The organism is Mesorhizobium sp. KR9-304 (genome assembly GCF_040049215.1).
Taxonomy (GTDB): domain Bacteria; phylum Pseudomonadota; class Alphaproteobacteria; order Rhizobiales; family Rhizobiaceae; genus Mesorhizobium_K.
This window is the reverse complement of record NZ_JBDZDN010000007.1, coordinates 104,268-124,762: the sequence shown is the minus strand read 5'-3', so window position 1 is coordinate 124,762 and position 20,495 is coordinate 104,268. Positions and strand designations below refer to the sequence as shown.

The 20,495-nt window shown below is 61.9% G+C and carries 18 protein-coding genes and 1 tRNA gene; 3 read left to right on the top strand and 16 right to left on the bottom strand.

The annotated features are described in order from the left end of the window. Positions 1 to 695: 695 nt before the first annotated feature. From ABLE71_RS24695 to ABLE71_RS24685, 3 genes are all read right to left on the bottom strand, one after another. A protein-coding gene (locus tag ABLE71_RS24695) for an IS5 family transposase (RefSeq protein WP_348786132.1) occupies positions 696 to 1,450 on the bottom strand; the annotation gives its coding sequence in 2 pieces (ribosomal slippage) (positions 696 to 1,132 and positions 1,132 to 1,450; 756 coding nt in all). A 217-nt stretch (positions 1,451 to 1,667) separates the two neighbouring features. Beyond that, a complete protein-coding gene (locus ABLE71_RS24690) occupies positions 1,668 to 3,167 on the bottom strand; it encodes a serine hydrolase domain-containing protein (RefSeq protein ID WP_348786131.1) in 1,500 nt (499 codons plus the stop codon). Beyond that, on the bottom strand, positions 3,167 to 3,949 hold the full coding sequence (locus tag ABLE71_RS24685) for a CPBP family intramembrane glutamic endopeptidase (RefSeq protein ID WP_348786130.1): 783 nt from the start codon (positions 3,947 to 3,949) through the stop codon (positions 3,167 to 3,169). Before ABLE71_RS24685 ends, ABLE71_RS24690 begins: the two co-directional genes overlap by 1 nt. Positions 3,950 to 4,063: 114 nt before the next feature. Here ABLE71_RS24685 and ABLE71_RS24680 point away from each other — a divergent pair, with 114 nt between their 5' ends. Both ABLE71_RS24680 and ABLE71_RS24675 read left to right on the top strand, forming a co-directional pair. Further along, positions 4,064 to 4,747, top strand: coding sequence for a TetR/AcrR family transcriptional regulator (locus ABLE71_RS24680; protein ID WP_348786129.1), 684 nt, complete (start codon positions 4,064 to 4,066; stop codon positions 4,745 to 4,747). A gap of 153 nt (positions 4,748 to 4,900) precedes the next feature. Further along, a complete protein-coding gene (locus tag ABLE71_RS24675) occupies positions 4,901 to 5,962 on the top strand; it encodes a restriction endonuclease (RefSeq protein WP_348786128.1) in 1,062 nt (353 codons plus the stop codon). Between the two features lie 412 nt (positions 5,963 to 6,374). On the opposite strand, the gene ABLE71_RS24670 is transcribed toward ABLE71_RS24675, so the two are convergent. Further along, positions 6,375 to 6,450: transfer RNA gene (locus ABLE71_RS24670), tRNA-Lys, on the bottom strand. A 269-nt stretch (positions 6,451 to 6,719) separates the two neighbouring features. On the opposite strand from ABLE71_RS24670, the gene ABLE71_RS24665 reads away from it, so the two are divergent. Then, positions 6,720 to 7,190 (top strand): BA14K family protein, encoded by a 471-nt coding sequence (locus tag ABLE71_RS24665; protein WP_348786127.1) that lies wholly within the window; start codon positions 6,720 to 6,722, stop codon positions 7,188 to 7,190. A 56-nt stretch (positions 7,191 to 7,246) separates the two neighbouring features. Here ABLE71_RS24665 and glpK read toward each other — a convergent pair whose 3' ends face one another. The 12 genes from glpK to ABLE71_RS24605 all read right to left on the bottom strand — a co-directional run bounded on the left by glpK (position 7,247) and on the right by ABLE71_RS24605 (position 20,483). Continuing rightward, positions 7,247 to 8,737, bottom strand: a complete 1,491-nt coding sequence (glpK, locus tag ABLE71_RS24660; RefSeq protein WP_348786126.1) for a glycerol kinase GlpK — start codon at positions 8,735 to 8,737, stop codon at positions 7,247 to 7,249. An 86-nt stretch (positions 8,738 to 8,823) separates the two neighbouring features. Continuing rightward, a complete protein-coding gene (locus ABLE71_RS24655) occupies positions 8,824 to 10,545 on the bottom strand; it encodes an ABC transporter substrate-binding protein (RefSeq protein ID WP_348786125.1) in 1,722 nt (573 codons plus the stop codon). Between the two features lie 79 nt (positions 10,546 to 10,624). Continuing rightward, positions 10,625 to 10,906: a DUF2160 domain-containing protein gene (locus ABLE71_RS24650; RefSeq protein WP_348786124.1), complete on the bottom strand. Its 282-nt coding sequence runs from the start codon at positions 10,904 to 10,906 to the stop codon at positions 10,625 to 10,627. A 16-nt stretch (positions 10,907 to 10,922) separates the two neighbouring features. Then, positions 10,923 to 11,741: a carbohydrate ABC transporter permease gene (locus ABLE71_RS24645; RefSeq protein WP_348786188.1), complete on the bottom strand. Its 819-nt coding sequence runs from the start codon at positions 11,739 to 11,741 to the stop codon at positions 10,923 to 10,925. A gap of 106 nt (positions 11,742 to 11,847) precedes the next feature. Further along, a complete protein-coding gene (locus ABLE71_RS24640) occupies positions 11,848 to 12,714 on the bottom strand; it encodes a sugar ABC transporter permease (protein ID WP_348786123.1) in 867 nt (288 codons plus the stop codon). 4 nt (positions 12,715 to 12,718) lie between these two features. Further along, positions 12,719 to 13,789: an ABC transporter ATP-binding protein gene (locus ABLE71_RS24635; protein WP_348786122.1), complete on the bottom strand. Its 1,071-nt coding sequence runs from the start codon at positions 13,787 to 13,789 to the stop codon at positions 12,719 to 12,721. Between the two features lie 10 nt (positions 13,790 to 13,799). Beyond that, on the bottom strand, positions 13,800 to 14,882 hold the full coding sequence (locus tag ABLE71_RS24630; RefSeq protein WP_348786121.1) for an ABC transporter ATP-binding protein: 1,083 nt from the start codon (positions 14,880 to 14,882) through the stop codon (positions 13,800 to 13,802). Between the two features lie 38 nt (positions 14,883 to 14,920). Further along, on the bottom strand, positions 14,921 to 16,453 hold the full coding sequence (glpD, locus tag ABLE71_RS24625) for a glycerol-3-phosphate dehydrogenase (protein WP_348786120.1): 1,533 nt from the start codon (positions 16,451 to 16,453) through the stop codon (positions 14,921 to 14,923). A 105-nt stretch (positions 16,454 to 16,558) separates the two neighbouring features. Next, a complete protein-coding gene (locus tag ABLE71_RS24620) occupies positions 16,559 to 17,326 on the bottom strand; it encodes a DeoR/GlpR family DNA-binding transcription regulator (RefSeq protein ID WP_348786119.1) in 768 nt (255 codons plus the stop codon). Positions 17,327 to 17,435: 109 nt separating this feature from the next. Continuing rightward, complete coding sequence (locus ABLE71_RS24615; protein ID WP_348786118.1) at positions 17,436 to 18,860, bottom strand: pyridoxal-dependent decarboxylase; 1,425 nt, start codon at positions 18,858 to 18,860, stop codon at positions 17,436 to 17,438. Between the two features lie 62 nt (positions 18,861 to 18,922). Continuing rightward, on the bottom strand, positions 18,923 to 19,657 hold the full coding sequence (locus ABLE71_RS24610) for a proteasome-type protease (RefSeq protein ID WP_348786117.1): 735 nt from the start codon (positions 19,655 to 19,657) through the stop codon (positions 18,923 to 18,925). Between the two features lie 31 nt (positions 19,658 to 19,688). Next, positions 19,689 to 20,483 carry a transglutaminase family protein gene (locus ABLE71_RS24605; protein ID WP_348786116.1) on the bottom strand — a complete coding sequence of 265 codons (795 nt, stop codon included), beginning with the start codon at positions 20,481 to 20,483 and terminating at the stop codon, positions 19,689 to 19,691. Between the last annotated feature and the right edge of the window lie 12 nt (positions 20,484 to 20,495).

The window sequence follows — 20,495 nt, the reverse complement described above, 5'->3', positions numbered from 1 at the left end:
GGCAGACGCTCGAAGATCTAGACTGAGGCCCCGCAAGCCGCCGCGTCTAGCCCACCTACTTTCAGCCGATTTTCATTTATGCTGTACTTGGAGAACCATTGGAGTTTGGGGGATGGCGCGTTACCGTCGTCGAAATCACACAAACACATTTTTCGGGGCTGGCGAGGCATTTAGCGCTCCTCAGGTTTGGCCGTGTGTGGTTAGGCATGATTACCAAAATTATGATTCCGTGCTGAAGCCTCAGAGCCTCGACTCCGGCGATGCCGGCGTGATTTTTCTCCCGCAGTTGAGGGGTCTGACGCGCGTTGGCTCTGTGTCGGCCCTCAGCAGAATCCAGGCACTCGCCGGTCGCGCATATCCACCCCCGCCAACGCTAAGCGCTGACCCTCCTGCCGAACCTGCCCATCCGGGCCAGCCCCCTAAGTTACCGGATCAGCCTATGTGGGCTCAGTTTGCTCCCAAGAAAAAGAAGGCGTTCTTGAGAAGACTCTACGACGTGTTGTCCGGCAGTTGGTCCAGACGAGAACAGGAAGCAAAACGCCTGTTTGATGCCTCAACTGAAAAGTGGGAGCTAGATCGGGGCCGTTGGGATAGTGCCAAGCGAACCTATGAGTCCAGTATGGCGCGCTACGACGAGCAGATTGTCGAATATCGAACGAAACATAATGCGCTCCAGGTGGAACTAGGGTCAGGACTCATAACCAAAAGATGACGGTTGCGGCGATGCAGACTGCCGACAGGAACAGTTCTCCGCATCGGTCATAACGGGTCGCGATACGACGCCAGTCCTTCAGTCGAGCAAACAAGTTCTTGACCCGGTGCCGCTTGCGATAGAGCGTGGCATCGTGGTCGGCAGGATTCCGTCGTCCTCGACGGGCGGGAATGCACGCACTGATGCCGCGCTTGGCCAGCGCCACCCGGAACCAGTCTGCATCATATCCTTTGTCGCCCAGCAGCGTTTTGGCGGGTGGCAGGCTGCCAAGCAAAACCAGCGCACCTTTGGCATCGCTCATTTGCCCGACTGAGAGGAAGAAAGTCAGAGGTCGCCCGCGTCCGTCGCAGACCGTGTGCAACTTGCTGTTCAGACCACCTTTGGTTCGACCTATGGCTCGCGTCCGAGTCCCCCTTTTGAGAGGCTTACCGCCGTTCGGTGCGCTTTCAGGTTGGTGCTGTCGATCATGATGGTTTCACCGTCCGACCCCGGTTCTGCCAGTTCCCGGAAGATGCGCGCAAAGACACCCAGGCGTGACCATCGCACAAACCGATTGTAGAGTGTTTTGTGCGGACCATACTCGGCTGGTGCATCCCGCCATCGCAGGCCATTGCGGATGACATGGATTATTCCGCTCAGAACCGTACGGTCGTCAGAGCGAGCAACGCCGCGTGGTTTCGGGAACATGTGCTCGATGCGTTTCAGGCGCGCTTGGTCGAGCCAGTATAGATGCGACATGGACAATCCTCCTGCCGCCCTTGAATCACGATGGCGACGCCGATGGAAGCAACGAGTGATGTCCGCGGTCCGGGACAAACCCGTCATCCGACAAAAACCGTCAGATGTCGGCTCAGAGCCCGAAGAGGACTTCCAATTTGCTCGACGCGCCTTTCGGATCAGGTATGAGGAAACAAGCGAACCGTGGATGTTGGAGAGGTACGTGACCTCGCGATCACTATGCCCGGGTTTGCCCAGGTTTTCTCGGACTGAGCACCGCGAGGCAGACCCCCGCGATAAGTGCACTGAGACCGAGGCTCACCCAAACGAAGGCAGTGGGCCATAGAGTCGCTCTGACAGTGTAGAACGTCGGGGGGAAGCCCTGCAGACGCAGAGGGATGTCAGAATACCAATAGACCCACCAACCCATGAGCAACGCGAGGAGCAACAGTGCAAACACGCGACGCAACGCTGAGGACTGCCTGGGACCGTCCCTCTTTCTCCGGCGCAGGTCCACCACCACTCTCCCGCTGATCAAGAGACCAATCAGCGCTGCAATTCCCCCGGCAAACCAGTGCGCGTTGCGGAGAGTCCGGAGTTGACCGCAAACATTGCGCATCGGATTGCCGGGCAAGGCTTCGCTCCAGGGACACGCAATGTCGGCGAATATTCCAGGCGCGGCACGGTCGCTGTTCGCAAGGATTACCAGCCCTGCGCCGATCTCGGGCATTGAGAAAACAATCGCTTTGTAGCCACGGTGGTCGCCGCTCTTCCGCGCGACCAGCGTCTCACCATCCAGGTGCAGGTTGTAGCCGAGGCCGACCGCGCTCTGGTCAGCTTCGAAGGGAAACGGGGTGAAGGTGGCCTTCACTGAACCCGGCGAGATCACGCCGCGACCCGGTTCGACCCCGTCCGGACCGCTCATCGAGGCCGCGAGGAACTTCGCCACGTCGGTCGCGGTCGCAACAATTCCGCCCTGCGCTTTGGTTGCATGGCTGTAATGCGGCAGCCGCCTGCCGTACCAGTCGTGACCCCAGGCGGCCCGCGCCTCAAGCCCAGGCGTCCAGCCGAATGAACTGTCGGTCATCCCAAGCGGGTCAAGGACTTCACGGGTCACATACAAGGCGAAGGGCTCGCCGGTGATGGTCTCGACAGCCATTTCCAGTAGGACGAAGCCCTTGGAGGAATAATGGTAGGCTTCTCCCGGTGGATGGGTGACCCGGATCGGCCCGTATTCCATCCCGGCGCCGTTTGCGGCCTCGACAAGCGTCGGAACCGAAGCCGCCGGGGGGCCGCCGGAATCGCCGCCAGCACCCAGCCCGGCCCCGTGCGCCAGGATTGAACGTCCCGTCACCCCGGAATGGTCGAACTCCGACGGCGGCAAGGTCCAGCCGCCAAGGTAGGTTTCGATCGGCGCGTCTAGGTCGATCCGTCCTTCTTCGGCCAACCTCAGCATCGCCCAGGCTGTGACCGGCTTTGTGACTGAGGCGATCTCGAAAACCGAGTCCGCGGTCACTCGGGCCCCGGTCTCGACATCCGCGACGCCAAAGCCGCCGGCCCAGACGGGTTCGCCGTCGATCACCATGGCCACGGCAACCCCTGGCACGCCGTGCCTGACAAGCGCTGCCGGAGCCGAAGCCTCAACGGCAGCAACCGCGGCCGCAAGGTCGTCGCGGGTCTGGGCCTCGACCAGCCCAGCCGAGACGACGCTGGCGAGAGCGACCAGCATCCTGAGCATTAGGCCGCTCCCGCCCCTTCGGCGGTGCCGCCGAGCATTCGCTCGGCGATGTCTTCCTCAGTGACGGTGAACATCAGCAATAGTCCCGCCAAGATATAGGCGCCGGACAACAACAGATGCGGACCAAACCCAAGCGGGACCGCGACGTAGGGCCCAGCAGTGCCGGAGGTCACATAGATGTAGTCCTCGATCGTGTGCAGATAGATCAACGGCAAGAGGCTGCCGGTCCGCAGAAGCAGGGCACCGTAGAGCACACCCATCCCAAATGTCGCCGCGAACACTTCGATCCAAGCGAAGAGCGAGAGATCCTGAAAGAAGGCGTTGGTCAGGTGCCCCAACGAAAACATCACCGCCGCCAACAAGACAGCGGCCCACTTGCCGTACCTCAGGAGCAGCGGGATCGCGACGCCGCGCGTCAACCCCTCCTCGCTGATCCCGGTCGTAAGTACGGCGAAAAAGAACAGTGATACCCCGGCCGCCGGGATCGAAACCGTGCCATGGAGCAGTGCCGGAACAAAATGAACGATGGCCGGGAATATCAGAAGGTAGGCGTTCCGCACCGTGCCGGTAAGTCCGCAGGCCCGGCTCCATCCCATGGTCCAGATGAACCAGATGATGAACACTGACTGGACGACGGGCACGGCCAGGCGAATAGGTTCCAACGACGTGCCCAGAGCCTTGCCCACGGCGACAACCGGGATGGCGAGTGCTGGCTGAAAGATGGACAAGGCGACGACGAACCAGAATGGATGGGTGTCGGCAAAGCGGCGAATGGCGCTCATGCTGCACCCCACCATGTCTATTCTCAGATTAATATACGATGCGTACCGTTTCGATTCTTGTCAAGATGGGGAAAATCCGCTCTACACCACATCGGCTGAACGCGCGGGAATGCGATGCGGAACGAAACAGAAAGTGACAACAAGAGGACTGGTCGCCCGAGAAGCGAGAACTCGAAGGACGCGATTCTTTCGACTGTTCGAACCCAGCTCTTGAAGGAGGGCTACGCCCGCTTGACGGTCGAAGGGGTTGCGAAAAAGGCCGCCGTCAGCAAAGCCACCATCTATCGCTGGTGGCGCACGAAGGGCGAGCTGGTCCTTGAGGCAGCCGGGAACGACATATCCATCGGCGAGGTACCCGACACCGGAAATTCCTTTGCCGACTTGGACGCGGCGATCAGCCAACTCATTGAGACTTTCTCGCGACGGCTCGCCTCAATCGTCATATTCGCCGCGATCACCACTGCAAGCGAAGACAAGGTGATGGCGGAAATCTTCCGTGATAGATTCGTTTATCCCTGGCGCAAGTCTGCAGCCGAGGCTCTCGACCGCGCCAAGGCCCGTGGAGATCTTACCTTTGATGACACTCAGTTCTTGCTCGACGTTATTGTCGGAACTGTGTTTCAGCGAACTCTCGTTGTGAAAGAGCCCATAGCCGTAGGCCTAAAGGAAAAGCTGCTTCGCGTCGTGTTTGACTCTCGCCAGATCGAGGGCATTGGTGATCGTCGTGAGTTAGTGGACAGGTGGCCCGCAGACCCCCTTCTCGCGATCCATGGCCTAAGGCAGCCAGACTCTGGGTAACGGCCGACTGAACGGAAGTGGCGACGCGAAGCACGGAACGTCCGTTTTGTCCGCAACCCGGACATAGCCCGGTTTTTGCTCTTGGTAGGAGCGGCCATTGAGTTTGGGGCCTATTTATAGGTCCTGACCCTAGAACAGGCCACGAATGCCTACTTGACCAATAAGCGCCGATTCGATGAGGAACGAGCGGCCCTGGATCCGCTTGCGAAAGGCGTCGAGCCGACATCGAAGCAGGGCATAGAAGCTTTGGCGGCTCTGCTTTATCGCGCGATACCGATGCCACTCGCACTTGGCCGGGAAATCGAGGTCAGGTTTGATCCCACTGAAGGCGTTCTGCTTTACACGCTGTCTTTGCCTGATCTCGAAAAGGTCCCGTTTGCTGTCGAACTCGCAACCAAAATACGACCCGCGTCAGAGAAGGAGGTCCGAGCGGCGCAGGAGCTTCTTGTCCACTCTATTCCGCTTCGCCTGATCCATGAGGTGTTCACAACACCCGGACTGAAGTCTGTCAATTTCGTTGGCGTGAATGTGCGGCTCAGCTTCATCAATCGAAGCAATGGCCGACAAATGAACCAGATCGTAGGTTCCCTCGCCGCAACGCGTGAGGAATTCGGGAACATTAACATCGCCGAAGTCGATCCCAAGCTTTGCTTCAGGTCTCTGAAAGGTGTCGCTTCCCCATCATTTCAGGATCTGTCTGCGGTTCGTCCGGTCCTAGTGTTCGACACCGACGACAAAAGAATCGTTAAGGGCCGCGAGGTCGTCGATAAACTCGACTCCAAGACGAACCTGGCGGCGATGAATTGGGAAGACTTCGAACACATCGTTCGGGAGTTGTTCTCGAAGATGTTCTCCGCTCGCAATGCATTGGCAGAGGTTCACGTTACCCGGGCCAGTCGCGACTACGGTGTCGATGCCATTGTTCACGATCCTGACCCTATCCATGGCGGCAAATTCGTGATTCAGGCAAAGCGATACGTGAACACTGTCGAGGTTTCGGCGGTAAGGGACCTATTCGGGACCGTACAGAACGAAGGAGCCAATCGAGGGTTTCTTGTGACAACGAGTTCGTTTGGCCCTGATGCATTTGCCTTTGCCAAGGGCAAGCCAATAACTCTCATTGATGGGCCTCATTTACTGCAACTCCTCCAGACCCATGGATACAGCTTCCGCATCGATTTGAAGGAAGCCAAGAACCTCCTCCACTCCCGCTAGGCGCCTGGCGGGCAATGGCACTTTACTAGCGTCGAACGGCTGGTCGATAAGCTTGCCGCCTAGTGTCGCGTCCCGGGTTGCGTAGGACACGGCGAGGCGCCCCAGCACGCGATGGTCAACAACGCGGATGCTCGATGCCGACAGACCTTACCGACGAGGGAATTGTGCCAGCGGCATGAACTCCGACGGCGCGCGGCAATGGATCTGGGCGCGGTAACCGGTGGCAATTTCAGGTGCCCTCATGGCGCTGCCGTAGGTGGCGCCGGGCGAACCCGAACGAAAGTGTCGCGACTGTTGTAAACGAAGGCTCTTTCCGAAATTTTGTTACCCCATGCGTTACCCGGAGCCGTAAATCGCAACGGAACGGAAAGTTGCGCTTCCCGTTACCGCTATGATTTTATTTAGAAATTTCTGGTGAGCGCGCAGGGATTCGAACCCTGGACCTACTGATTAAAAGTCAGTTGCTCTACCGGCTGAGCTACGCGCTCCCGCGAGGCGCGAATGCCGCCCCCGAAATTGCGCGGAACATAGGGAGAGTGCCCGGACGGGTCAACCGTAAAAAGCCTACCGGCAGGCCGCCTCCCCGCGGCCGGAATCAGCCCCGCGGCGCCAGGGCGGGAGCGGCATGCAGCTTGATTTGAATCAATGCCGGATCATTACGATTAGGCAATCTTGATAAACATGGGAACTATTTATCCAATCGGCCGTTTCCTGCGACAAGGGACACGGACAACCGTCTCGGACAAAGGAATCTATTATGAGAAAGCTCTTTTCGGCCCTGTGCGCCACGGCGCTTGCGGCTTCGTTCGCAATTGCCGGCGCGGTGCCCGCGACGGCCGCGCCGGTCTATGTGCCGCAGACCCAGCCGCTCCAGGCATCGGACGTGGTCTCGGTCGACTACCACTGGCGCAAGAAGCGCCGAAACTTCCGACGCAACAGCGGTTTTTACAAGCAAAACAACCATGGCTACTACAACGGCCATCGCGGCTACCGCTACAAGCGTCCAGGCTACAACTACTACAACAACGGCTGGTGGTTCCCGGGCGGCGCCTTCATTGCCGGCGCGATCATCGGCGGCGCGATCGCCAACAGCAACACCTATTATCGCGGCGGCGGCAGCGCGCACGTCCAGTGGTGCTATGACCGCTATCGCTCGTATCGCGCGTACGACAATACGTTCCAGCCCTACGACGGCCCGCGCAGGCAGTGCTACTCGCCTTATAGCTGATAGCTGACTCGTTTCCTTGAAAGCCCGCGTCGTGAAAACGGCGCGGGTTTCCTGCGTCAGGTGCTGAGCGTGCGCCGGACGGCGTCGCGCCAGCCCCTCAGTTTCGCCGCGCGCGTCTTCTCGTCCATCCCGGGCTTGAAGCGGCGCTCCAGCGCCCAGCTTCTTGCGAAGTCCGCTGCTTTCGGCCAGACGCCCGCCCGCGAGCCTGCGAGCCAGGCAGCACCCAGCGCCGTCGTCTCCAATATCTCCGGGCGGTCGACCGGTGCGTCCAGAATGTCGGCCAGCCTCTGCATGGTCCAGTCCGAGGCCACCATGCCGCCGTCTACCCTCAGCACCGTGCCGGCCGAAGCTCCTATCCAGTCCTTCTTCATAGCGTCGAGCAGGTCGCGCGTCTGGTAGGCGACGGCCTCGAGCGCCGCGCGCGCGAATTCGGCCGGGCCCGAGTTGCGCGTCAGCCCGAAGATCGCGCCCCGCGCATGCGCATCCCAATGTGGGGCGCCCAGACCGACGAAGGCCGGCACGAGATAGACGTTCTGGGTCTCGTCCGCTTGTGCGGCCAGCTCGCCGCTATGCGCGGCCTTGGAGATCATCTTCGCCCCGTCGCGCAGCCACTGAACGGCCGCGCCGGCGATGAAGATCGAGCCTTCGAGCGCATAGGTGGTCTTGCCGTCGAGACGGTAAGCGATGGTTGTGAGCAGGCGGTTCTTCGAACGCACGATGTCGGCTCCGGTGTTGAGCAGCGCAAAGCAGCCGGTGCCGTAGGTCGATTTCATCATGCCCGGGTTGAAGCAGGCCTGGCCGATGGTCGCAGCATGCTGGTCGCCGGCAACGCCGAGGATCGGGATCGCCGCGCCGAAGATGGCCTTGTCGGCGATGCCGTAGTCGTCGGCACAGTCCTTCACCACGGGCAGGAGTTTTGCCGGGACCTTCAATAGCTCGAGCAGTTCGGCGTCCCACGCGTTTTTGCCGATGTTGTAGAGCAGCGTGCGCGACGCATTGGTGGCGTCGGTCGCGTGCACCTTGCCGCTGGTCAGGCGCCAGATGAGGAAGCTGTCGATGGTGCCGGCAAGAAGCTCGCCCTTCTCGGCGCGCCTGCGGGCGCCTTTGACGTTGTCCAGCAGCCAGGCGATCTTGGTGCCCGAGAAATAGGGGTCGAGCAGCAGCCCGGTCTTGCGCGCGAATTTTTTCTCCAGCCCGGCCCTCTTCAGCTTCGCGCAGAGCGGCGCGGTGCGCCGATCCTGCCAGACAATGGCCTTGTGGATCGGCTTGCCGGTCGCCTTGTCCCAGATCACCACCGTCTCGCGCTGGTTGGTGATGCCTATGGCCGCGATGTCGCCGGCCTTTAACTTGGCTTTCCGCAGCGCTTCCTTCGCGGCCCACACCACGCTCTGCCAGATTTCCTCCGGATCGTGCTCGACCCAGCCCGACGCCGGATAGAACTGCGTGAATTCCTTCTGGCCGACGCCCGCCACCTTCATCGCGCCGTCGAAGACGATGGCGCGGGAGGATGTGGTGCCTTGGTCTATGGCGAGGATGTAGCCGGTCATGATCCCTCCGCTTAACCGAACAGGGAGACGGCATGGCGCCGCCTCCCCGTTCTTCAGATATCCGGGCGCGGACGCCCGAACGATGTTTACTGCCAGCTCTTCACCAACTCGTCGTAGTTGATGGTGATCGGCTTTTCCTTCTCGTTCTCGATCTTGAGCTGCGGCGCGAGATTGCCGGCCTTGACCGCTTCCGCGTTCCAGTATGCGAGATCATGCTCCTCGGCGAGCTTCGGACCCATGTCGCCCATGACGCCGGCACGCTCGAGGCGTTCCAAGACGCTTTCCTGCTCGGCGCAGAGCGAGTCCATCGCTTCCTGGGGCGTCTTGGCGCCCGACGACGCGTCGCCGATCGCCTGCCACCAGAGCTGCGCCAGCTTCGGATAATCCGGGATGTTCGTACCGGTCGGCGACCACTGGACACGGGCCGGCGAACGGTAGAACTCGATCAGACCACCGAGCTTGGGCGCTCGCTCCGTGAACGACTTGTGCTGGATCGTCGATTCGCGGATGAGCGTCAGGCCGACATGGCTCTTCTTCACGTCCACCGTCTTCGACGTGACGAACTGCGCGTAGAGCCATGCTGCCTTGGCGCGGTCGTCCGGCGTCGACTTAAGGAGCGTCCAGGAACCCACGTCCTGATAGCCGAGCTTCATGCCATCCTTCCAGTAGACGCCATGCGGCGACGGTGCGAAACGCCACTTCGGCGTGCCGTCCGCGTTCACCACCGGCAACCCCTCCGTTACAAAGGAGGCTGTAAAGGCTGTGTAGGTGAACATCTGCTGGGCGACCTCGCCCTGCGAGGGAACCGGCCCCGATTCGCTGAAGGTCATTCCCTGGGCCGCTGGCGGCGCATAGGCCTTCATCCAGTCGAGATACTTCTGGATCGAATATACGGCTGCTGGACCGTTGGTATCGCCACCTCGGGCGACGCACGAGCCGACCGGCCGCGAATTCTCGTCGACCTTGATGCCCCATTCGTCGACCGGTTTGCCGTTCGGGATACCCTTGTCGCCATTGCCTGCCATCGACAGCCAGGCGTCGGTGAAGCGCCAGCCGAGCGACGGGTCCTTCTTGCCGTAGTCCATGTGGCCGAAGACCTTCTTGCCGTCGATCTCGCGGCCGGTGAAGAACTCGGCGATGTCCTCATAGGCCGACCAGTTGACGGGCACACCGAGGTCGTAGCCGTACTTGGCCTTGAAGTCCGCCTTGTTTTTCTCGTCGTTGAACCAGTCGTAGCGGAACCAGTAGAGGTTCGCGAACTGCTGGTCGGGCAACTGGTAGAGCTTGCCGTCGGGAGCAGTCGTGAACGACGTGCCGATGAAGTCGGCGAGATCGAGGTTCGGGTTGGTGGCGTCCTTGCCCTCGTTCGCCATCCAGTCGGTCAGGCTGCGGGCCTGCTGGTAGCGCCAGTGGGTGCCAATCAGGTCGGAATCGTTGACATAGGCGTCGTAGATGTTCTCGCCCGACTGCATTTGCGTCTGCAGCTTCTCGATCACGTCGCCCTCGCCGATCAGGTCATGGGTGATCTTGATCCCAGTGATCGCCGTGAACGCCGGCGCCAGCACCTCCGATTCATACTGGTGCGTGGCAATGGTCTCCGAAACCACCTTGATATCCATGCCTGCGAAAGGCTTGGCAGCGTCGATAAACCACTGCATCTCGGCTTCCTGGGCGCCGCGGTCCAGCGTCGACAGTTCGCCGATCTCGGCGTCGAGGAACGCCTTGGCCTCGTCCATTCCGGCATAGGCCTGACCCGCACCGAAGAGCAGTGCAAGCGCAGTCGTTGATGTTAGTAGATGCCGTCGCATTTCGTTTCCTCCACTTTTCAGGTTTCAAGTGCGATCTGGAGCGGTCGCCGGCACGCGGCCGCTCCAACAGTTTCCCCCTCTATACAAAGCGGAATACGCCAATCGCGTAGACCACCGAGAGAGCGAGAGCCCACCACAGGCTGGGGCCGATGAGCCCCAGCCAAGCGAGATGGATAAAGGCGCTGCCAAGCAGCGAAACAAAGAGGCGATCACCGCGCGTCGTCTCGAAGTGCAGGATACCGACGCGCGGATTGCCACCAGGCGAAAAATATTCCCATACGCCCATGCCGACGAGCATGAGGAAGATGGTGCCGAAGAAGGCGGCGGTCGGCAAAGTCCAGGCCATCCAGGCGAAGTTCATCCGCGGCGCCCTCCCCTTAGACCCGCCCAAGGGCAAAGCCCTTGGCGATGTAGTTGCGGACGAACCAGATGACGAGCGCGCCCGGAATGATGGTGAGTACGCCGGCCGCTGCGAGCACGCCCCAGTCAAGGCCCGACGCCGAGACCGTGCGGGTCATGATGGCGGCGATCGGCTTGGCGTCGGTCGTCGTCAGCGTGCGCGCGATCAAGAGTTCGACCCACGAGAACATGAAGCAGAAGAAGGCGGCGACGCCGACGCCTGACGCGATCAGCGGCATGAATATCTTCACGAAGAAGCGCGGGAAGGAATAGCCGTCGATATAGGCGGTCTCGTCGATTTCCTTCGGCACGCCCGACATGAAGCCTTCGAGGATCCACACCGCCAGCGGCACGTTGAACAGGCAGTGCGCCAGTGCCACCGCAATGTGCGTGTCGATGAGCCCGAATGCCGAATAGAGCTGGAAGAAGGGCAGCGCGAAGACGGCGGGCGGCGCCATGCGGTTGGTGAGCAGCCAGAAGAAGAGATGCTTGTCGCCGAGGAAGCGGTAGCGCGAGAAGGCGTAAGCCGCCGGCAGCGCCACAGCGATCGAAATCACCGTATTCATGACCACGTAGATGATCGAGTTGATGTAGCCCTTGTACCAGGACGGATCGGTGAAGATCACGGCATAGTTGCGCAGCGTCGGGTCCCGCGGCCAGAGCGAGAACGCTCCCAGTATCTCCTGGTTGGTCTTGAAGCTCATATTGACCAGCCAGTAGATCGGCAGCAGCAGGAAGATGATGTAGATCGTCGGCACCAGCCACCAGAACCGCGATTTCTCGCCGCGCCGGCGCATGGCGCGCGCGACCGCATCCTGTCCGGCCCCTGCGGCGCTGGACGCCTGCGCCGCCAGATTGTCGGTGCGGACCGCCACGGCGACGTTCTGCTTGCCGTCCGCCATCTCAGCGCTCCTGCCCGTAATTGGTCATGACCGTGTAGAACACCCATGACAGCAGCAGCACGATGAGGAAGTAGACGATCGACATCGCCGCCGCCTCGCCCAGGTTGAACTCGCCGATGGCGAGCTTGACGAGGTCGATCGACAGGAAGGTCGTGGTGTTGCCGGGACCGCCGCCGGTGACGACGAAGGGCTCGGTGTAGATCATGAAGGAGTCCATGAAGCGCAGGAGCACGGCGATCAGAAGCACGCGGTTCATCTTCGGCAGTTGGATGTAGCGGAAGATGGCCCAGCGCGACGCCCCGTCGATCTTGGCGGCCTGGTAGTAGGCGTCGGGGATGGAGACGAGACCGGCGTAGCAGAGCAGCACGACAAGGCTCGTCCAGTGCCAGACGTCCATCAGGATGACGGTAACCCAGGCGTCGAACGGATCATTGACGTAGTTGTAGTCGAAGCCGAGGTTGGACAGCGTGTAGCCGAGCAGGCCGATGTCGACGCGCCCGAACACCTGCCAGATAGTGCCGACGACGTTCCACGGAATGAGAAGAGGCAGCGCCATCAGGACGAGACAGGTCGGAACGCCCCAGCCGGAGCGCGGCATGTTGAGCGCTATGAAAATGCCGAGCGGTATCTCGATGGCGAGGATCGTGGCCGAGAAGATCAGGTTGCGGCCCATCGCCGTCCAGAAGCGGTCGGACGAAAGAATGTCCTCGTACCAGGAGGTGCCGGCCCAGAAGAAGACGTTGTTGCCGAACGTGTCCTGCACCGAATAGTTGACCACCGTCATTAGCGGGATCACGGCCGAGAACGCCACCAGCAGCAGCACCGGCAGCACCATGAACCAGGCCTTGTTGTTCCAGGTCTTGTTCACGCGCTCAGCCTCCCATCTCGACGCGCCAGGAATCGGCGTAAAGGTTGATGCCGGCGGGATCGAAGGCGATCCTCGGCTCGGCCGGGATTTCCGCGTCCTCGCCTACGATCACGGCTATGTCGCGCCCCTCGAGGTTGGCGCGCACCACCTTGTGGCGGCCGATGTCCTCGACCTTCCTGATCGTCGCCGGCATGCCGGCCGAGCCGAGGCGCACATATTCGGGACGGATGCCGAGTTCGATGGCGCCGGCGTCGCCGAGCTTTGGCGCGCCGGGCAGTTCGATCACCTGGCCGCCGAGCTTCGCACTGCGCCCCTCGACCGAGACCGGCATGACGTTCATGCCCGGCGAGCCGATGAAATAGCCGACGAATGTGTGCTTCGGCCGCTCGAAAAGCTCGGCCGGCGTGCCGATCTGCACCACCTCGCCGTCATACATGACGACGACGTGCTCGGCGAAGGTCAGCGCCTCGGTCTGGTCGTGGGTGACGTAGACCATGGTGTAGCCGAAGCGCTTGTGAAGCTGCTTCAGCTGCGAGCGCAGCACCCATTTCATGTGCGGATCGATGACGGTCAGCGGCTCGTCGAAGAGGATGGCGTTGACGTCGTGACGCACCAGGCCGCGCCCCAGCGAAATCTTCTGCTTCTGGTCGGCTGTGAGCCCCCTCGCCCGGCGCTTCGCCATGTCGGCGAGCCCCGTCATCTCCAGCGTCTCGCGCACGCGGCGGTCCACATCGGCTTCCGGCACGGCGCGGTTGCGCAGCGGGAAGGCCAAATTGTCGTAGACGCTCATGGTGTCGTAGATGACCGGGAACTGGAACACCTGCGCGATGTTGCGCTCCTGCGTCGACAGATGCGTGACGTCCCTGCCGTTGAACAGCAGTTCGCCATGCGAGGGGTGCAGCAGGCCGGAGATGATGTTGAGCAGCGTGGTCTTGCCGCAGCCCGACGGCCCGAGCAGCGCATAGGCGCCGCCGTCCTCGAAAGTGTGGTGCACTTCCTTCAGCGCATAGTCCCTCGGCGACCGCGGGTTTGCGCCGTAGGCGTGGCGGATGTGGTTGCAGTCGATGCGCGCCATCCTATCCCCCTCAAGCCGCCAGCTTTTCGCGCGGCGCGGCCGAGCGGCCCAGCGCGTCGAAGACCATGATGTGGCGCGGATCGATGAAGACCTCGATCTCCTGGTCCGGTTCGAAACTCAGAATGCCATGCGCCAGCATGACCCAGCGTACATCGGCGAAATCGAGATGCACAAAGCTTTCCGAACCGGTGATCTCGGTCACGATGACCTTGGCTTTCACCGGCACGGCGGCTGCGCCCGGGCGCGATAAAGAAAGATGGTGAGGCTGAAAGCCGATCGTGTAGCTCGCATCGGCAATGCCTGCGAGTTCGGCCGGCACAGGGAGGTTCACCCCACCATCAAGCTGGAAGCCCGTTCCGCTCTTCTTCAGCACGATCGTGTTGAGCGGCGGATCGGCAAAGGTTCTGGCCGTGACGAGGTCGTCCGGCCGGCGAAAGACGTCGATGGTCGGGCCGAACTGCGTGACCCGGCCTTCCGACAGCGTCGCCGTGTTGCCTCCGAGCAGCAGTGCCTCCTGCGGCTCGGTCGTGGCATAGACGAAGATCGTGCCCGCCTCGGCGAAGATTTTCGGCAGTTCCTCGCGCAGTTCCTCGCGCAGCTTGTAGTCGAGGTTGGCGAGCGGTTCGTCGAGCAGCACGAGGGACGCGTTCTTGACGATGGCGCGGGCCAGCGCGGTGCGCTGCTGCTGGCCGCCCGACAGGTTGAGCGGGGTGCGGTCGAGGAAGGGGGTCAGCTTGAGCAGCGACGCGGCGCGTTCGACCTCCCGCTTGATCGTCGCCTTGTCGGCGCCGGCGACGCGCAGCGGCGACGCGATGTTTTCATAGACCGTCATCGCCGGGTAGTTGATGAATTGCTGGTAGACCATGGCGACGTTGCGCTTCTGCACCGGCACGCCGGTGACGTCGACGCCATCGAACCAGATCGATCCGGAAGTCGGCGCGTCGAGGCCCGCCATCAGGCGCATCAGGCTGGTCTTGCCCGAGAGGGTCGGCCCGAGGAGCACGTTCAGCGAGCCGTGGCGAAGCGTCAGCGACACGTCGCGGATGTGATCCGCGCCGGACACCGTCTTCGTCACATTCCTCAGTTCGAGCATGTCGCCTCCTCCCAGGCTGCTACTTTCGGCGCGTCATTTCATTCCGCGGCGGCACTATGCACGCCGCGCTTGATGCCCTTCATGTATTCGTCAAGCGCTGACGCCTCGTCGCGGGACAACGTAAGCCCCCGCTTGGTCCTGCGCCACAGGACGTCCTCGGCCGTGACGGCCCATTCGTGTTCGGCCAGATAGCGTATCTCGGCCTCATAGAGGTCGGACCCGAACCTGCGGCCGAGGTCGGCCTCGGACCTTGCCAGGCCCAGAAGCGCAGTGGCGCGCGTGCCGTAGAGTCGCGTAAGCCGGCGTGCGAGGCGGATGTCGAGGAAGGGGTATTCCGCCTTCAGCTTCCGCACCTGAGCGTCGAAACCCGTCGCGAAAAAATCGCCCCCGGGCAGCGGCGCTCTCGCGGTCCAGGATTTACCTTTCTTGCCGAGGAAATGCTCGATCTTCTCCAGCATATGCTCGGCGAGCCTGCGGTAGGTCGTGATCTTGCCGCCGAAGACATTGATGACAGGCGCCTGTCCGTCCGGGTGATCCGCCTTCAGCACGTAATCGCGGGTAGCCTCCTGCGCTTTCGACGCGCCGTCGTCGTAAAGCGGGCGCACGCCCGAATAGCTCCAGACGATGTCTTCCGGCCGAACCGGCACGGCGAAATATTCGCTCGCCGCATCGCAGAGATATTTCGTTTCAGCGTCGCTGATCTTCGCTTCGTGCGGGTCGCCCGAATAGTCCCGGTCGGTCGTGCCGATAAGGGTGAATTCCTCCTCATAGGGGATGGCGAAGATGATGCGGCCGTCCTTGTTCTGGAAGAAATAGGCGCGAGGGTCGTCGAATTTTTTGCGGACGACGATGTGGCTGCCCTGAACTAGGCGCACATTGTGCACGTCGTTCTGTCCGATCGCGGCCGAGAGCACATGGTCGACCCAGGGGCCGGCGGCGTTGACGATCAGCCGCGCCTTGACCTCCTCCAGCATTCCGTTGCGAAGATCCTCGACGCCGATGCTCCAATGGCCGTTTTCGCGGCGCGCGCTCACCACCTTGCAGCGGGTGCGGATCGTCGCGCCCCGGTCGGCCGCATCGCGGGCGTTGAGCACGACGAGGCGCGCGTCGTTCACCCAGCCGTCGGAATATTCGAACGCCTTTGCGAACATGGGCTTCAGAGGCTTGCCGGCGGGATCCTTGCGCATGTCGAGCGTGCGCGTCGCCGGCAGTAGCTTGCGGCCGCCGATATGGTCGTAGAGGAACAGGCCGAGCCGGACCATCCAGGCGGGGCGCGGGCCGCCCTTGTGATATGGCAGCACGAAACGCATCGGCCAGATGATGTGCGGGGCATTGCGCCACAGCACCTCGCGCTCCATCAAAGATTCACGCACCAGCCGAAATTCGTAATATTCCAGGTAGCGCAGTCCGCCGTGAATGAGCTTGGTGGAAAACGACGACGTGCCGCTGGCAAGATCGTTCATTTCCGCAAGGTAGACCGAATACCCCCGCCCGACGGCGTCGCGGGCGATGCCGCAGCCGTTGATGCCGCCACCTATGACAAAGACGTCATGGACTGGGGATGTGCTCAATCATTCCTCCCCGCTTTCGCACTGCAGCATTTTAGGCTTTTTGCGAAAGCGTTTCGGAATTATTTCGAAAAGATAACGAATGTCAAACGAAATAAGCGAAAGCCGCTATGAGACCGAGGTCTCGACCAGATCGACTTCGGAATCGCGGCAGATGTTGCGGACCGAGGGCAATTCGCAGCGATCGGTGATGAACGTATCGACCTGGCTGAGATGACCGATCCGGACAGGCGCGGTGCGCTCGAACTTCGTCGAGTCGGCGACCAGAATTACATGCCTTGCATTGGCGATGATCGCTTGCGCTACCTTGACCTCGCGAAAGTCGAAATCCAGCAGCGCCCCGTCGTGGTCGATCGCCGAGGTTCCGATAACGGCATAGTCGACCTTGAACTGCTTGATGAAGTCGACCGCCGCCTCGCCGACGATGCCGCCGTCCGAGCCGCGCACCACGCCGCCGGCGATTACCACCTCGATCGAGGGGTATACGCGCATCCTATTGGCAACATTGATGTTATTGGTGATCACCATCAGCCCGTCATGATCGAGAAGCGCCTTGCTGACGGCCTCGGTGGTGGTGCCGATATTGATGAAAAGCGAGGCGTGGTCGGGGATCAGCCGCGCTGCCGCCAGCCCGATCGCCTGCTTCTCGTCGGACGCGATCTTGCGGCGCGCCTCATACTCCATGTTCTCGATGCCGGACGGGAAATGCGCGCCTCCGTGGATGCGCGTCAGCAGGCGTTGGTCGCACAAGTCGTTGAGATCCTTGCGGATCGTCTGCGGGGTGACGGCAAAATGCCGGGCAAGATCCTCGACCAGGACGCGGCCGTTGTCCTTGGCCATCTGGATGATTTCATTGTGCCGGGGTGACAGGAACATGGCGGGCCTCCTGGTTTCGTTTTTAGCACAGACACGCCAAAACGAAAGCAGTTAAAAGCCGACAGCCGGCTAAATGAATTTTATCGCTAACAAACCGCGTTAAGACCGCTCAGGTCGCATGGTCGTTCAAGCTTGACGCGATGCTGGTGATGACGTCAAAGGCGACCTCCACATCCGCCTCGGTGGTCTCGAATTGCCCGGCCTGGAAGCGTATCGCCACGCGTCCGTCGACCTTCGTCTGCGTCAGATAAATGCGGCCGTCATCGTTGATCGCGCTGATCAGCGCGAGATTGTGCTCGTCCGTGCGGCTCTCGTCGCGCGCCTGATGACGGAAGGTGAAAAGCGACAGCATCGGCTCGGTGACGATCTCGAAGCCCGGCACCCCGGCCAGCCGCGAGGCAAGGTTCCCGCTCCAGCGAACATGGTTGCGGATCATGGCGCGCAGTCCTTCCAGCCCGTGCGCCCTGAGCAGGAACCACAGCTTCAGCGCGCGAAAGCGGCGGCCGAGCGGAACCGTCCATTCCGAATAATTGACGATGCCATCCTTGCCATGCGTCTTCAGATATTCCGGCTTGATGGCCAGGGTGCGCACGAGGCTGTCGGGATCGCGTACGAAATGCACCGAACAATCGAACTGCGCGCCGAGCCATTTGTGCGGGTTGAAGACGATCGAATCCGCTTGCTCGACACCCGACCAGAAATGCCGGAACTCCGGGCAGATCATGGCGGAGCCTGCCCATGCGGCGTCGACATGCAGATAGAGGCCGTGTTTGCGGGCAATGGCGCCGATGGCGGAAATGTCGTCCGTTCCGCCAACGCTGGTGCCGCCGACGCAACCGATCACCCCGACCGGGAGGAAGCCGGCGGCGCGGTCCGCCTCGATCGCGGCGTCAAGTGCCGATGGCGCCATGGAGCGCCATCTGCCGCCGGTCGGGATGCGCACAAGGTTCTCCTCGCCGATGCCCGAAACCCAGATCGCGCGGTCGATCGACGTGTGGACCTGGTCGGAGGAATAGACGCGCAGCCTCGGCTGGCCAGCAAGACCGTTCCGGTTGCCCGACCACTTGAGCGCGCGCTCGCGCATGGTGAGCACGGCCGAGAGCGTTGCGGAGGAGGCGGAATCCTGGATGACGCCGGAAAAGGCCTCGGGCAGCGCGAGCGCCTGACGCAGCCAGTCGATCACCTTCGTCTCGAGCTCGGTCGCGGCAGGCGACGTCTGCCAGAGCATGCATTGCGCGGCCATCGCGCTGACGAGATACTCCGCCACCACCGAAACCGGCGCGGCGTTGGCCGGGAAATAGGCGAAGAAGCGCGGGTGCTGCCAATGCGTCATGCCGGGCATGATGTCCCGCTCGAAGTCGGCGAAGATCTGCTCCATCGGCTCGGGTTTTTCGGGAGCGGACGGCGCGATCAGCGCCGCGATGTCGCCCGGTTGCGTTCTGGCGCGCACCGGCCGCTCGCGCAGCGTATCGCGATAGTCCGCCCCCCAGTCGGCCGCGCGGCGCGACCATTTTCGGAAATCTTCGCTGTCCATCGGCCCTCCCCTGCGGCTCAGCGCTTCTGTAGCAGTATAGGAAGACGGACGCGCGCCGGAGGCTAGCTCTCCGGAAAGTCGGGCAGGCTCCTGAAAGCCTGTTTCAGCGCGTTCGACCAGCCGTCGGAGACGGTGCGGTAGTAGGGATCGTCCTGGGCGATACGCTTTTTCAGCCCCACCCTGAAGCTGTCCTTTTCGTAAAAAAGCAGATCGAGCGGCAGCCCGACCGACAAATTCGACTTAAGAGTCGAATCGAAGGAGACGATCAGGAGCTTCACCGTCTCGGCGAAGCTCATCGTCTTGTCATAGGTGCGCACGATGATCGGCTTGCCGTATTTGGTCTCGCCGACCTGAAAGAACGGCGTGTCGTCGCTGGACTCGATGAAGTTCCCCTCTGGGTAGATCATGAACAGCCGCGGTTCCGTGCCGCGGATCTGGCCGCCGAGCACGAAAGAAGCGTTGAAATAGGAATCGGCCTTTTCGCCTGCGGGCGAGGAGCTTGCGATGACCTCCTTGACCACGTTCCCGACCAGCTTGGCCGTCTGGTACATGGACGGCGTCTCCAGAAGGGTCGGCGTGCGTTCGTTGACCGACTTGGTGCGCTCGTCGAGGATGCTGACGACCGATTGCGTGGTGGCGAGGTTGCCGGCCGACATCAGCACGATGACGCGTTCGCCGGGTTCCTCCCAGACGTGCATCTTGCGGAAGGTGGAGATCGAATCGATGCCGGCGTTGGTGCGCGTGTCCGACATGAACACGAGCCCCCGGTCGATCTTCAATCCAACGCAATACGTCATGGAATCGTTTCTGGCAGCGCCTGTTGCCGGATTACTGCTCCACCGTGATCGCGACGGCAAGCTGTTCTTCCGCCCATCCAAGGCGAATTCCCGACACCGGCGTGGCGTCGCGGTAGTCGCGGCCGACCGCCATGCGCACATAACGCTCGTCCGGCGAGATGCCGTTCGAGGCATCGAAGGCGACCCAGCCCAGCCCGGGCACATGCGCTTCCGCCCAGGCGTGGCTTGCGGCCTGGTCAACGGTTTCGTTCATCATCAGGTAGCCGCTGACGTAGCGGGCGGGGAAACCGAGCAGCCGGGCCGCGGCGGTGAAGACATGGGTATGGTCCTGGCAGACGCCCGCGCCGAGTTTCAGCGCCTCCTCGGCGGTCGTCGCTGCGGTCGTCGCGCCAGCCGTGTAGGCCACCCTCGCCTCGATCGTGTTCATCAGCCGGTGCAGCCTGTCGAGTTCGGAGCCCGGTCCGATCGAAGCCGCCAGATCGCGAACCGCCTCGCCGGCAGCGGTCAGCGGCGTTTCATGCTGGAAGAGCCACAGCGGCGCAAATCCCTTGTGCTCGCCGACGACGCCGGCCGTGTCGAAGGTCTCGACCTCGCCCCAGGCGTCGATGCCGATGAGGCTGGCGTCTCCGGAGACGCTGACCAGCCGCGTATCGTTCTCGAACTGATCGACGAAACGCACCTCTTCGGTCGCGCCCTCGACCTTGAGCGACCAGCTTTGGACCGTCTGCGTCCTGCCGCCGCGAGGCACCAGCCGCAGCCGCTGCAGGGCATATTGGACCGGGGCGTCGTAGCGGTATTCGGTCCGGTGCGAAATCTTCAGCCGCATCGTGCCTCGCGC

What these genes read in the sequence shown, in the direction of transcription:
- ABLE71_RS24635 (WP_348786122.1), bottom strand. Translation starts at nt 13,789, where the DNA reads ATGGCGCGCATCGACTGCAACCACATCCGCCACGCCTACGGCGCAAAC.
- ABLE71_RS24655 (WP_348786125.1), bottom strand. Translation starts at nt 10,545, where the DNA reads ATGCGACGGCATCTACTAACATCAACGACTGCGCTTGCACTGCTCTTC.
- ABLE71_RS24665 (WP_348786127.1), top strand. Translation starts at nt 6,720, where the DNA reads ATGAGAAAGCTCTTTTCGGCCCTGTGCGCCACGGCGCTTGCGGCTTCG.
- ABLE71_RS24680 (WP_348786129.1), top strand. Translation starts at nt 4,064, where the DNA reads ATGCGGAACGAAACAGAAAGTGACAACAAGAGGACTGGTCGCCCGAGA.
- ABLE71_RS24685 (WP_348786130.1), bottom strand. Translation starts at nt 3,949, where the DNA reads ATGAGCGCCATTCGCCGCTTTGCCGACACCCATCCATTCTGGTTCGTC.
- glpK (WP_348786126.1), bottom strand. Translation starts at nt 8,737, where the DNA reads ATGACCGGCTACATCCTCGCCATAGACCAAGGCACCACATCCTCCCGC.
- ABLE71_RS24650 (WP_348786124.1), bottom strand. Translation starts at nt 10,906, where the DNA reads ATGAACTTCGCCTGGATGGCCTGGACTTTGCCGACCGCCGCCTTCTTC.
- ABLE71_RS24645 (WP_348786188.1), bottom strand. Translation starts at nt 11,741, where the DNA reads ATGCGCCGGCGCGGCGAGAAATCGCGGTTCTGGTGGCTGGTGCCGACG.
- ABLE71_RS24610 (WP_348786117.1), bottom strand. Translation starts at nt 19,657, where the DNA reads ATGACGTATTGCGTTGGATTGAAGATCGACCGGGGGCTCGTGTTCATG.
- ABLE71_RS24620 (WP_348786119.1), bottom strand. Translation starts at nt 17,326, where the DNA reads ATGTTCCTGTCACCCCGGCACAATGAAATCATCCAGATGGCCAAGGAC.
- ABLE71_RS24615 (WP_348786118.1), bottom strand. Translation starts at nt 18,860, where the DNA reads ATGGACAGCGAAGATTTCCGAAAATGGTCGCGCCGCGCGGCCGACTGG.
- ABLE71_RS24630 (WP_348786121.1), bottom strand. Translation starts at nt 14,882, where the DNA reads ATGCTCGAACTGAGGAATGTGACGAAGACGGTGTCCGGCGCGGATCAC.
- ABLE71_RS24690 (WP_348786131.1), bottom strand. Translation starts at nt 3,167, where the DNA reads ATGCTCAGGATGCTGGTCGCTCTCGCCAGCGTCGTCTCGGCTGGGCTG.
- ABLE71_RS24605 (WP_348786116.1), bottom strand. Translation starts at nt 20,483, where the DNA reads ATGCGGCTGAAGATTTCGCACCGGACCGAATACCGCTACGACGCCCCG.